Origin of the sequence: Azoarcus olearius (assembly GCF_001682385.1) — a bacterium.
Classification (GTDB): Bacteria; Pseudomonadota; Gammaproteobacteria; order Burkholderiales; family Rhodocyclaceae; genus Azoarcus; species Azoarcus olearius.
Map to the genome: position 1 here is coordinate 3,621,219 of NZ_CP016210.1, position 12,700 is coordinate 3,633,918.

Consider the following 12,700-nt stretch of genomic DNA (forward strand, 5'->3'; position numbering starts at 1 on the left):
GAACCGCAATGCAGACACCGAAATCCCTCCCCTGGCATGCACGCCGCGTCGGCATCCCGGTCGAACGCGCCGAAGCCCTGTGGCGCAAGGCTGTGCGCACCGCAACCGCAGAAACCGGCTGGGTCGGCACCTCGGAATACTGGGGCTCGGCGATGGACAACTTCCTCCGCCTGCTCGATGAGGAAAAGACCACCCTGTGCACGCCGCAGGTCACCCCGCTGGTGCGCAGCCAGAACCGCATGTGGCTGCTGCCGCTGATTGCGATGGAAGACGTGTTCTCTGCCGTCTCCGCCAACTGGCAGCGCGTGGCCGCCCATGTGCGCGAAGCGGCCTGAGTTCGCCGTCGCCCGCCCGCATCTTGAATTCATCCGGCTGCCCATGCAGCCGGACTAACCGTCTCCCTCCTCTCCTTCATTGGAGTTATGGCATCCGGCCCCTCGCCGGGTGCCATTTTTTTTGCCTGCACGCACTCATGCCCGCGGGGCGCAGCCCGTCGCGACACGGCTTCGCGATATACTCGCGTGTTTTCAACGCCTTGACTTCGCGCCCCCGCCCATGCAGGACAAATACCAACCGGCAGCCGTAGAAACCGCCGCCCAGCAGCACTGGGAATCCACCGCGGCGTTCCGCGTCACCGAAGATGCGACCCGCCCCAAGTACTACTGCCTGTCGATGTTCCCCTACCCGTCGGGCAAGCTGCACATGGGCCACGTGCGCAACTACACCATCGGCGACGTGCTGGCGCGCTTCCACCGTATGCGCGGCTACAACGTGCTGCAGCCGATGGGCTGGGACGCCTTCGGCATGCCGGCGGAGAACGCGGCGATCCAGAACAACGTGCCGCCGGCCAAGTGGACCTACGCCAACATCGACTACATGAAGGGCCAGTTGAAGCGCCTCGGCTTCGCCATCGACTGGTCGCGCGAGGTCGCCACCTGCACGCCGGAGTACTACCGCTGGGAGCAATGGCTGTTCACCCGCCTGTTCGAGAAGGGGCTGATCTACAAGAAGCTGGGCACGGTGAACTGGGACCCGGTCGATGAAACCGTGCTCGCCAACGAGCAGGTGATCGACGGTCGCGGCTGGCGTTCGGGCGCGCTGGTGGAAAAGCGCGAAATCCCGATGTACTACATGAAGATCACCGCCTACGCCGACGAGCTGCTGGAGGCGCTGGACGGGCTGCCCGGCTGGCCGGAACAGGTCAAGCTGATGCAGAAGAACTGGATCGGCCGCTCCGAAGGCGTGGAAGTGCACTTCCCCTACGACCTCTCCACCATCGGCAGCTCGGGCGTGCTCAAGGTGTTCACCACCCGCGGCGACACCCTGATGGGCGCCACCTACGTCGCGGTGGCCGCCGAGCACCCGCTCGCCACCCAGGCCGCCGCCGGCAACCCCGAACTCGCCGCCTTCATCGACGAATGCAAGCAGGGCGGCGTCGCCGAGGCCGATCTCGCGACGATGGAAAAGAAGGGCATGCCGACGGGCCTGCGCGTGGTGCATCCGATCACGGGCGAATACCTGCCGGTGTGGGTCGCCAACTACGTGCTGATGGGCTACGGCGAAGGCGCGGTGATGGCGGTGCCCGCCCACGACGAACGCGATTTCGCCTTCGCCACCAAGTACAAGCTGCCGATCAAGATGGTGGTGCGCTCCACCCACGACGCCTATGAAAACGTGGCGGCGCCGTGGATCGACGCCTACGCCGAGCACGGCAAGCTGGTGAATTCCGGCAAGTACGACAACCTGCACTTCCAGGACGCGGTGGACGCCATCGCCGCCGACCTCGCCGCCAAGGGCCTCGGCAACAAGCGCGTGCAGTACCGCCTGCGCGACTGGGGCATCTCGCGCCAGCGCTACTGGGGCTGCCCGATCCCGATGGTGCGCTGCGACGACTGCGGCGACGTGCCGGTACCGGACGAGCAGTTGCCGGTGGTGCTGCCCGAGAACGTCGAGATCACCGGCCGCGGCTCGCCGCTGGCCAAGATGCCCGAGTTCTACCAGTGCAGCTGCCCCAAGTGCGGCAAACCCGCCCGGCGCGAAACCGACACCATGGACACCTTCGTCGAGTCCTCCTGGTACTTCCTGCGCTACGCCTCGCCCGACAGCACCACCGCGATGGTCGATGAGCGGGTCAATTACTGGGCGCCGGTCGACCAGTACATCGGCGGCATCGAGCACGCCATCCTGCACCTGCTGTACTCGCGTTTCTTCACCCGCGCGATGCGCGACTGCGGCCTGGTGAATGTGTCCGAACCCTTCACCAACCTGCTGACCCAGGGCATGGTGGTCGCCGAAACCTATTACCGCGAACTCGACGGCGGCAAGAAGCAATGGCTCAATCCGGCCGACGTCCAGGTCGAACGCGACGAACGCGGCCGCATCACCGCGGCGAAGCTCGCCAGCGACGGCCTGCCGGTAGTCATCGGCGGCACCGAGAAGATGTCGAAGTCGAAGAACAACGGCGTCGATCCGCAGGCGCTGGTCGACCAGTACGGCGCCGACACCGCGCGCCTGTTCATCATCTTCGCCGCGCCGCCCGACCAGCAGCTGGAATGGTCCGACTCCGGCGTTGAAGGTGCCTCGCGCTTCCTGCGCCGGGTGTGGAATTTCGGCCACGCTTTCGCCAGCGAATTCCGTGCGGCACTGCCGGCTGCCCGCGCGCTCGCCGCCGGCACGCTGCCGGCCGCGCTCGCCGATGTGCGCCGCGAGATCCACACCCATCTGAAGCAGGCCAACTACGACTTCGGCAAGCACCAGTTCAACACCGTGGTGTCGGCGGCGATGAAGATCCTCAACGCCCTCGAGAAAGCGCCGCGCGACGATGCTGCCGCCCACGCCGAAGTCGCCGAGGAAGGCTTCTCCATCCTCGTCCGCCTGCTGTCGCCGATCACTCCGCACATCGCCCACGCGCTGTGGCAGGACTGCGGCTTCGGCGGCGACATCGTCCAGGCCGCGTGGCCGGAACCCCTGGAAGCCGCGCTCAAGCAGGACGAGATCGAGCTGATGCTGCAGGTCAACGGCAAGCTGCGTGGCTCGGTCAAGGTCGCCGCGGACGCCGGCAAGAGCGACATCGAAGCCCTGGCGCTCGCCTCCGAGGCGGCGCAGAAGTTCATGGAAGGCAAGCCGCCGAAGAAGGTGGTGGTCGTGCCCGGCCGGCTCGTCAATATCGTGGTTTGAGGACTGCACGCATGCCCACCCCCTTCACCCGCCGCCGCGCCCTCACCCTGCTGGCCGCGGCCGGCGCCACGGCGGCACTCGCCGGCTGCGGATTCCGCCTGCGCGGCCCGCAACCGCTCGACTTCGCCACCATCCATGTCGGCGTCAGCGAATTCTCCGAACTCGGCGCGCTGCTGCGCCGCCAGATCGCCACCAGCGGCACCACGACCGTGGTGGAGGACGCGGCGAAAGCCGACGTCAGGCTGCAGGTGCTCGCCAATGAACGCGAGCGCGAAATCCTGAGCCTGACCGGCGCCGGCAAGGTGCGCGAATACCAGCTTACCCAGCGCATGCGCTTCCAGCTGCTGGACAAGAACGGCAGCGCGCTGATTCCGCCCACGGCCATCCTGGCACGGCGCGAATACACCTTCGACGACGCGCTGATCCTGGGTAAGGAACAGGAGGAAAACCTGCTGTTCCGCGACATGCAGAGCGACCTCGTGCAACAGTTGATGCGTCGCCTCGCGGTGGTCCGCCGCCCGCAGTGAATTTGCGCCCCGACCAGCTCGCGGCCCAGCTCGACAAGCCGCTCGCACCGCTCTGGGTGCTGCACGGCAACGAGCCGCTGCTGGTGCTCGAAGCCGCCGACGCAATCCGCGCGGCAGCGCGCCGCCAGGGCTATTCGGAACGAGAAACGCTGGTGGTGGGCCAGGGCTTCCGCTGGGATTCGTTGACACTCGCCGCCGGCAACATGTCCTTGTTTGGCGGCGCCAAGCTCATCGATCTGCGCATTCCCACCGGCAAGCCGGGGCGCGATGGCGGCGACGCGTTGCAGCGCTATGTCGCGCAACTGCCCGCTGCCACGCTCACCCTGGTGACGCTGCCGGAACTCGACTGGCAGGCACGCAAAACCAGCTGGTTCAAGGCATTGGGCGACGCCGGCACGGTCATCGAGCTAAACGCGCCGGAACGCGAACGCCTTCCTCAGTGGCTGGCGCAGCGGCTGGCCGCGCAACACCTCACCGCCCCGGCGGAAGCGCTGGCTTTCATTGCCGACCACGTGGAAGGCAACCTGCTCGCGGCACATCAGGAAATCCTCAAGCTCGGGCTGTTGTTTCCGCACGGCGCGCAACTGACCCTTGATGACGTCCAGCAAGCCGTACTCAACGTCGCGCGCTACGACATCGATACCCTTCGACAGGCCGTACTGGAAGGCGACCCGGCGCGCTGCGCCCGTCTGCTCGAAGGCCTGCACGGCGAGGGCGCGGCGCCTCCGCTGGTGCTGTGGGCGCTGGCCAACGAAACCCGCAGCCTCGCGCTGCTGCGCGCCGGACAGGACGCCGGCCAGCCACTCGCCGCGCTGTTCAAGGCCGAACGCGTCTTCGACGAACGACGCAAGCAACTCCTTACCCGCGCCCTTGCCCGCCTGGGCGGCGGGCGCCTGCGCGCCGCGCTGATGCACGCGGCCCGCATCGACCGGATGATCAAGGGGCTGGCGGACGGCGACGTGTGGGACGAATTCCTGCAGCTTGCGCTGCGGCTCTGCCGTCACTGACCCGTTCCGCGGCGGATGTAGCGCGTGGCCCACGGGCGCCGCGATCAGTGCTTTAATCCCTTTTTGGCTTTTCCGCCTGTGACGATGATGGATATCCAGCACTACATGCAGACCGTCGGCCGCGAAGCGCGCGCCGCCTCCCGCACGCTTGCGGCAGCCTCCACCGATGCCAAGAATTCCGCCCTGGTGGCGATGGCGCAAGCCATCCGCGACAGTCGCGACGCGCTGCTGGCGGCCAACGCGGCCGACCTCGCCGAAGCCCGCGCGGCCGGGCTGGACGAGGCCCTGATCGACCGCCTGACGCTGAGCGCCAAGGGCGTGGAAGGCATGGCCGCCGGGCTTGAACAGGTTGCGGCACTCCCCGACCCGGTGGGGGAAATCACCGACGTCAAGCGCCGCCCTTCCGGCATCCAGGTCGGCAAGATGCGTGTGCCGCTCGGCGTGGTCGGCATCATCTACGAGGCGCGGCCCAACGTCACCGCCGACGCGGCGGCGCTGTGCCTCAAATCCGGCAACGCCGCGATCCTTCGCGGCGGCAAGGAAGCGCTGCGCTCGAATCAGGCGATTGCAAGCTGCGTGCGCACCGGGCTTGCCGCCGCCGGCCTGCCGCAAACGGCCGTGCAGGTGCTGGAAACGACGGACCGGGCTGCGGTTGGCGCGCTCATCACGATGCCCGAATTCGTCGACGTGATCGTGCCGCGCGGCGGCAAAGGGCTGATCGAGCGAGTCTCCAGCGAGGCACGCGTCCCCGTCATCAAACACCTCGACGGCAACTGCCATGTGTACGTCGACGACCATGCCGACCCGGCGAAGGTGCTGCCCATCGTAGAGAACGCCAAGACCCAGCGTTACGGCACCTGCAACACCACGGAATCGCTGCTCGTGGCCCGTGCCGTCGCCCCGCGTTTCCTGCCCGACATCGGACGGATGCTGGCGGCGAGGAACGTCGAGATGCGAGCGTGCCCGGAAGCGCTCGTGCTGCTGCGCGAAGCCGGCATCGAAGGTGCCCGGCTCAGCCCCGCCACCGAGCAGGACTGGCACGAGGAATATCTCGCGCCGATCATCGCGATCCGCGTCGTGGCGGGCCTGGATGAAGCGATCGCGCATATCAACACCTACAGCTCGGGCCACACCGAGGCGATCCTCACCGAGCACTACACCCATGCGATGCGTTTCCTGCGCGAGGTGGATTCGGCATCCGTCATGGTGAACGCCTCCACGCGCTTCGCCGACGGCTTCGAATACGGCCTCGGTGCCGAAATCGGGATTTCCACGGACAAGATCCACGCCCGCGGCCCGGTGGGGCTGGAAGGGCTCACCAGCCAGAAATGGATCGTGTTCGGCAATGGCGAGATCCGCCGATAAGCCGAAAGTCAGGATGGGGATCAACGCGAGGCGTGAGAAAATCCCCGCCCTTAAGGGTTTCTACGTAGACGAGGCAGACGTCGGAATCCGACGTTCGTGGCATAATCGCCGCAAGGGAATCCACGATTCCAGCCGATATTGCTCTGGGGTAGAGCAAGCGGGTCGGCGAGGCCCTCGGGCCTCGCCGCACCCACCTCGTGATCACCACGCCCCCCCCCGTCCGTGACCGCATTCGAACAACAGCTCTCGGCGGAGACGCGCGCCGAACTCGATCTGTTCTGCGACGCACTGTGGCTGGAATTCGGCCTGGCAGCCAATACCATTGCCGGTTATCGGAGCGATCTCGCGCAATTCGGCGCCTGGCTGGCCGGTCGCGGAACTCAATTGATCGAAGCGGACGAGAGCCAGCTCACCGCGTATCTCGCCGAATTCAGCCGCCGCGCCAAACCCGCCAGCCAGCGCCGCCTGATGTCGGCCTGGCGCCGCTTTTACCGTGGGCTGCTCGGCCAGCGCCGTATCGCTCAGGATCCGACCGTCCAGCTCGACGCCCCGGTGACCGGCGAACGCTTTCCCCGCACCCTCAGCGAAGCACAGGTGGAATCGCTGCTGGCAGCGCCCGACGTCGACACGATTCATGGCCTGCGGGACCGCAGCATGCTTGAATTGCTGTATGCGAGCGGGCTTCGTGTTTCCGAGCTGGTGGAATTGAAACTCTTTGCGATCAGCACCGGCGAAGGCGTAATCCGGGTGTTCGGCAAAGGTAGCAAGGAACGCCTCGTTCCCACCGGTGACATCGCGCTCGAGTGGCTCGGCCGCTACCTGCGCGAGGCACGGCCAGCCCTGTTGCGCGGGCGGACATGCGACGAGGTTTTCGTTTCCCAGCGCGGCGCCGGAATGACGCGCCAGATGTTCTGGCGCATCATCAAGCAATACGCACCCAAGGCAGGAATTCCAGCACAACGGATCTCGCCCCACACGCTGCGACACGCATTTGCCACGCACCTGATCAATCACGGCGCAGACCTCCGCGTCGTGCAATTGCTGCTGGGCCACGCCGATATCTCGACGACGCAAATCTACACGCATGTGGCGCGGGAACGCTTGAAGCAGCTCCACGCCAGACACCATCCGCGCAGCTAATACACCGACCCGTCACGCGAGCCCATGTCGAAGCAATCGTCCAACACGCCAGAGACACCCGCCACCCAATATCTCCGCCGCAACGCGGTGCAATTCACCGGCCACCTCTACGCTTACGAGGAGCACGGAGGCACCGCAGTATCCGCGCGGGAGTTGGGCGTTCCGGAACACGCGGTCGTTAAGACCCTGATCATGGAGGACGAAAAGGCCCAGCCGCTGATCGTCCTGATGCACGGCGACCGCACCGTATCGACCAAGGAACTGGCGCGCCAGGCGGGGCGCAAGCGCATCGAACCCTGCAAACCGGACGTCGCAAACCGCCATTCCGGCTACCTCGTCGGTGGCACTTCGCCGTTTGCGACGCGAAAGCCAATGCCGGTTTTCATGGAGCGGTCGATTGCCGACCTCCCGTCGATCTTCATCAATGGCGGCCGGCGCGGATTTCTGGTGCAAATCAACCCGACGGATGTGATTCGCTGCCTTAAACCGCAACTCGTCGAGGTCGCGCTGGATTAGCAATTTGCGCCTCGATTTCATTTAGGGTAACGTCGCGCTACGAAATCTGTCTGTTGGTTTCGATTTACTGCGCCGTATCCACCTCTTTTGAAATGCCACCCTCCTCCCGTGTGGCGGATTTTCACCAGGAGCAATAATGGAACTAGGGACTCTGTCGCTGACCCAGCTGCGTCGCCTCCAGTCGCGGGTTGAAGCAGAAATCCGCCGGCGCAGCGATTCCGCCCGCCGCGACCTCCTCAAGAAGATGCAGAAAATGGCGGCCGACGAAGGCCTTTCACTGAGCGACCTGATCGGATCGGCACCGGTCCCGGCGACGGAGAAAAAGCCCGCGGCAAAGCGCGGTCGAGCCGCGGCCGGCAAGAAGAAGGAAGCGCCGACGGTGAAATACCGGCATCCGGAAACGCCGGGCGTGGGCTGGAGCGGCCGCGGTCGCAAGCCGCAGTGGGCGCTCGACTGGATCGCGCAAGGCAAGTCGATCGAGGAATTGGCGGTTTGATATTCGCCGCATTACTGCGACGGGCACCGCGCCCGAAGTGAAACACAATGCCGCCCTAAAGGCGGCATTGTGTTTTTCACCGGGCCGGCATCACAGCGGACCAGCCGGAAGCGAAACGCCCTCCCGCCCGCGCTGTATGAACACCCCCACGCGGCGGACGCCTTTCATTACGCCGATTTTGGCAATCCGTATTTTCACCCAGGGCGCGCCGAATTCGTCGAACAGTAACGCCACGACGAACTCGCCCAGCGTCTCGATCAAATTGAAATGCCGCCCCGCCAATTCGGCACGGATGCGCTCTATCACTTCGGCATAGTTGATGGTGTCGGCGATGTCGTCGTGCTCCGCCGCCGCGTCGGGAACACCGAAGGTGAGGTTGAGTTCGACGGTTTGCGGCGCAGCTTTTTCACGGGCGTAGATTCCCACCCACGCCTGCACCCGCAACTCCTCGATGAAGATGAAATCCATGCAGGTTCCCGATTAGAATCGGACGGATTTTATCCCGGATGACGCGCTGTCCGCAGATTACGCAACACGCGCCACACCGGGACTCCACGCCCCGCCTTTCCGCTTACACGCCATGACGTCTCTCGCCGCCCTACTGACCGCCGCCTACCTGCTGGGCTCCATTCCGTTCGCCATCGTATCGAGCCGCCTCTTCGGCATCGAAGACCCGCGCCGCTATGGCTCCGGGAACCCGGGCGCCACCAACGTGCTTCGCAGTGGCAACAAGGCGGCCGCCGCGACCACCCTCCTCGGCGACTGCCTGAAGGGCTGGCTTGCGGTGTGGCTGGCGCACACACTGGGCTTCACCCCACTCGAGGCGGCGCTCGCCGGCCTCGCGGCCTTCCTGGGTCATGTCTACTCGGTGTTCCTGCGCTTCAACGGCGGTAAAGGTGTTGCCACGGCGCTCGGCGTACTGGGCGGCGTCCATGTAGCACTCGCGCTCGCCGCGCTCGGCGTCTGGATGCTCGTCGCCGTCCTGACCCGCTACTCGTCGGCAGCAGCGCTCGCGGCGGCAATCGCGTCGCCGCTTGCCGCTTATTACCTTTTCGGCCCTCAGGCCGTCGTTGCTGTCATGGCCGCAATGTCGGCGGTTCTCATCTGGCGACATCACGGCAACATCCGCCGCCTGCTCGCCGGCACCGAAGGTCGCATCGGCGCCAAGAAGGGCTGATCAGGGGCAGCCGGGGGCGTCCAGTTCGACCAGCGGCCAGCGCGGCCGCACCCGCACCGCCGGCGCGGCCGCTCGGCGCTCGCCGGCCTCCAGCCGCAACGCGCCCGCAAACGCAATCATTGCGCCGTTGTCGGTACACAGCGCGGGCTCCGGATAACACACCCGATACCGCCGTCGTGCGGCGAGATGATCAAGGCGTTCGCGCAAGCGTCGGTTGGCCCCTACTCCGCCGGCGACAACCAGGGTGTCGAGCCCGGTGTGCTTGAGGGCCGCCAGCGCCTTGGCACACAGCACCTCGACCACCGCCTCCTGGAAGTCAGCCGCCAGATCCGCTGCCAGCCCCGGCTCCCAGTCGTCGCTGCTCACCCGGTTCAACACGGCGGTCTTCAGCCCGCTGAAGCTGAAATCGAAATCGCCCGAATGCAGCATGGGACGGGGCAACTTGAAACGACCGGCGCAGCCCTGCGCAGCAAGCGCGGACAGTTGCGGCCCGCCGGGATAGCCCAGGCCCAACAGTTTCGCGGTCTTGTCGAAGGCTTCGCCCGCCGCATCGTCGAGCGACTCGCCGAGCAGCTCGTAGCGCCCGACCCCGGCGACATGCATCAGCTGGGTATGGCCGCCGGATACCAGCAGCGCGACAAAAGGGAAGCGGGGCGCGTCATCCGCCAGCAGCGGCGACAACAGGTGCCCCTCCAGGTGATGAATTGGCAGTGCCGGCACGCCAGCCGCGAGGGCAAACGCCTCCGCGAAGCTGGCTCCCGTGAGCAGCGCACCGGCAAGCCCCGGCCCCGCGGTGTAGGCCACTGCGTCGATATCGCGGCGGGAAAGTCCCGTTTCGCCAAAGAGCTGTTTCAGCAGGAGCGGCAAGCGCCGGATGTGGTCGCGCGACGCGAGTTCCGGGACCACGCCCCCGTACGCGGCGTGCAGATCGATCTGGGAGTGCAGGCAGTGCCCCAGCAAGCGCCGCACGCTTCCATCGTAGATGGCGACCCCTGTTTCGTCGCACGACGTTTCGATACCCAGTACTTTCATGACAGCGCCCGATTGCGAGTTCGCCATTCTACGGCGGGTCGGGCGAATTTTCCGGTGCGATCTTGCACCCGCGGCGCGCAACGGGTAGACTCGCGAACTTTCCGCTCACCAGACACCCAAGGAAGTACGCAATGCCCGGTATTCGCGTCAAGGAAAACGAGCCGTTTGAAGTTGCGATCCGCCGCTTCAAGCGCACTATCGAGAAGACCGGTGTGCTGACCGAGCTTCGCTCCCGCGAGTTCTATGAGAAGCCCACCGCCGAGCGCAAGCGCAAGCTGGCCGCGGCAGTGAAGCGCAATCACAAGCGCCTGCGCAGCCAGATGCTGCCGCCGAAGCTCTACTGATTCAGCCGCCACTCGGTCGTCTGCACGCCGGACGGAAGCCCCTCGGGCCTCCGTCCGGCGTATCGCTTTTTACTCGATGATTCCACAAGCTTTCGTCCAGGACCTGTTGTCCAGGATCGACATCGTCGACGTCATCGAACGCTACCTGCCCCTCAAGAAGGGCGGCGCGAACTACTTCGCCTGCTGCCCCTTTCACGGGGAGAAATCCGCCTCGTTCTCGGTCAGCCCGACCAAGCAGTTTTACCATTGCTTCGGCTGCGGCGCACACGGCAGCGCGATCGGCTTTCTCATGGAATACAGCGGGCTCGGCTTCGTCGACGCCGTGAAGGAACTGGCCAACCAGGCCGGCATGCAGGTACCTGACGACGACCAACGGGTAAACGCCGCGCAAAGCGGGGAACACGACAGGCTGTTCGACGCGGTAGCCGCCGCGGCCCGTTTCTACCGCGACGCGCTCAAGGCCGCACCCATTGCCATCGATTATCTGAAGCGACGCGGACTCAGCGGTGAAGTCGCCGCCCGCTTCGGCATCGGTTATGCGCCGGACGACTGGCAGGCGCTGCAGAAGGTCTTTCCGGACTACCAGGCAAAGACCCTCGCCGACGCCGGACTGGTCATCGACAACGACCAGGGTCGGCGTTATGACCGCTTCCGCGGCAGGGTGATGTTCCCGATCCACGACCGCCGCGGACGCATCATTGCCTTCGGCGGGCGCGTACTGGATCAGGGCGAACCCAAATACCTGAACTCGCCCGAGACCCCGCTGTTCGAGAAGGGGCGCGAACTCTACGGCCTGTTTCTGGCGCAGAAGGCCATCCGCGACGCCGGCTTTGCGTTGGTGGTGGAAGGCTACATGGACGTCGTCGCGCTCGCGCAGTTCGGCATCGAGAATGCCGTCGCCACGCTCGGCACGGCCACCACGACGCATCACATCCAGGCGCTGCTGCGTCACACCGACCGCGTGGTGTTCTGCTTTGACGGCGATAACGCCGGCCGCCGCGCAGCGCGACGCGCGCTGGAGAATGCCCTCGACGCCCTGCGCGACGACGTCACCCTCGCCTTCCTGTTTCTGCCCACTGAGCACGATCCGGATTCTTTCGTACGCAGTGAAGGAGCCGCCGCATTCCGCCAAGCCGCAGCTGAAGCCACGCCGCTCGCCCGGACCCTGCTCGACCAGCTTCAGGAGGACCTCGACCTCGCGACCGCCGAAGGCCGGGCGCGCCTGGTCCACGACGCCCGTCCGCTGGTCACCCGGATCCCGGCGCCACTGCTGAAACTGCAGTTGATCAAAGCCGTTGCGGAGGCCAGCCAGCTTACGCAGGCCGAAGTGGAACATGCGTTCGGCCTGGCTGGCCCCCAGGCGGGAACGAGCCCGCCCCGCGCCGACTCACCCCGCCCGGGACCGCGGCGCCCATCGGGCCTCAGCCGTCCGCCGCGCGGCCCCGGCCGCCGCGCACCCTCGACCACCGCAACGCTTCTCCGTCTCGTGGTTCACCACCCGGCGTTGGCAGCGCGCCTGCCGGCCGATCTACTGCCGGCCGAAACCCCAGAAAGCCGCGCACTGGTCGCCATCGTGGATCTCGTAAGCCTGGGCGAACCCCTGCCCGCAGGCGGCGTCGGAGGACTTATCGAACGCTTTCGCGACACCCCGCACGCGGAGACACTCTCGCGGGTTGCCGCCGAACTGATCGACACCGAGTTTGACGACAGCGCGATCGAAACGCTTTTCGAAGACGCCTTGCGCAAACTGGGCGCGGATGCTGTAACGAGAGAAATCGACGCGCTGCTCGCCCTGGAGCGTGAGCAAGGCCTCTCGACCGCCGAACGGCATCGCCTCAGCGAACTCATCCTGGAGCGCCGGAACCTCGCCAATGTAGGCAAAGTCTCAGATTTATAGTACAATTTCCTGTTTCCCATTC

The 12,700-nt window shown here is 65.9% G+C and carries 13 protein-coding genes; 11 read left to right on the top strand and 2 right to left on the bottom strand.

What is annotated here, in order from left to right:
* Positions 1-8 precede the first annotated feature (8 nt).
* From dqs_RS16525 to dqs_RS16560, 8 genes are all read left to right on the top strand, one after another.
* Positions 9-335: a hypothetical protein gene (locus dqs_RS16525; protein WP_011766938.1), complete on the top strand. Its 327-nt coding sequence runs from the start codon at positions 9-11 to the stop codon at positions 333-335.
* 220 nt (positions 336-555) lie between these two features.
* Positions 556-3,177 (top strand): leucine--tRNA ligase, encoded by a 2,622-nt coding sequence (leuS, locus tag dqs_RS16530; protein WP_011766939.1) that lies wholly within the window; start codon positions 556-558, stop codon positions 3,175-3,177.
* An 11-nt stretch (positions 3,178-3,188) separates the two neighbouring features.
* On the top strand, positions 3,189-3,704 hold the full coding sequence (locus tag dqs_RS16535; protein ID WP_011766940.1) for an LPS-assembly lipoprotein LptE: 516 nt from the start codon (positions 3,189-3,191) through the stop codon (positions 3,702-3,704).
* A complete protein-coding gene (holA, locus tag dqs_RS16540) occupies positions 3,701-4,711 on the top strand; it encodes a DNA polymerase III subunit delta (protein ID WP_011766941.1) in 1,011 nt (336 codons plus the stop codon). Before dqs_RS16535 ends, holA begins: the two co-directional genes overlap by 4 nt.
* Positions 4,712-4,798: 87 nt before the next feature.
* Positions 4,799-6,076, top strand: coding sequence for a glutamate-5-semialdehyde dehydrogenase (locus dqs_RS16545; RefSeq protein WP_065341765.1), 1,278 nt, complete (start codon positions 4,799-4,801; stop codon positions 6,074-6,076).
* Between the two features lie 222 nt (positions 6,077-6,298).
* Positions 6,299-7,216, top strand: coding sequence for a site-specific tyrosine recombinase XerD (gene xerD, locus dqs_RS16550; RefSeq protein WP_065341176.1), 918 nt, complete (start codon positions 6,299-6,301; stop codon positions 7,214-7,216).
* A gap of 24 nt (positions 7,217-7,240) precedes the next feature.
* Complete coding sequence (gene ybaK, locus dqs_RS16555; protein ID WP_011766944.1) at positions 7,241-7,732, top strand: Cys-tRNA(Pro) deacylase; 492 nt, start codon at positions 7,241-7,243, stop codon at positions 7,730-7,732.
* Between the two features lie 253 nt (positions 7,733-7,985).
* Positions 7,986-8,228: an H-NS histone family protein gene (locus dqs_RS16560; RefSeq protein ID WP_414135099.1), complete on the top strand. Its 243-nt coding sequence runs from the start codon at positions 7,986-7,988 to the stop codon at positions 8,226-8,228.
* A 90-nt stretch (positions 8,229-8,318) separates the two neighbouring features.
* Here dqs_RS16560 and dqs_RS16565 read toward each other — a convergent pair whose 3' ends face one another.
* Complete coding sequence (locus dqs_RS16565; RefSeq protein WP_011766946.1) at positions 8,319-8,696, bottom strand: dihydroneopterin aldolase; 378 nt, start codon at positions 8,694-8,696, stop codon at positions 8,319-8,321.
* A 112-nt stretch (positions 8,697-8,808) separates the two neighbouring features.
* Between dqs_RS16565 and plsY the strand changes: the two genes are divergently transcribed.
* Positions 8,809-9,405, top strand: coding sequence for a glycerol-3-phosphate 1-O-acyltransferase PlsY (plsY, locus tag dqs_RS16570; RefSeq protein WP_011766947.1), 597 nt, complete (start codon positions 8,809-8,811; stop codon positions 9,403-9,405).
* Here the strand turns inward: plsY and tsaD are convergent, their stop codons facing one another.
* Entirely contained in the window at positions 9,406-10,437 is a 1,032-nt protein-coding gene (gene tsaD, locus dqs_RS16575) for a tRNA (adenosine(37)-N6)-threonylcarbamoyltransferase complex transferase subunit TsaD (protein ID WP_065341766.1), read from the bottom strand.
* Between the two features lie 131 nt (positions 10,438-10,568).
* Here tsaD and rpsU point away from each other — a divergent pair, with 131 nt between their 5' ends.
* Entirely contained in the window at positions 10,569-10,781 is a 213-nt protein-coding gene (rpsU, locus tag dqs_RS16580) for a 30S ribosomal protein S21 (protein WP_004260978.1), read from the top strand.
* Positions 10,782-10,857: 76 nt separating this feature from the next.
* Positions 10,858-12,678: a DNA primase gene (gene dnaG, locus dqs_RS16585; protein ID WP_065341178.1), complete on the top strand. Its 1,821-nt coding sequence runs from the start codon at positions 10,858-10,860 to the stop codon at positions 12,676-12,678.
* Positions 12,679-12,700: the final 22 nt, after the last annotated feature.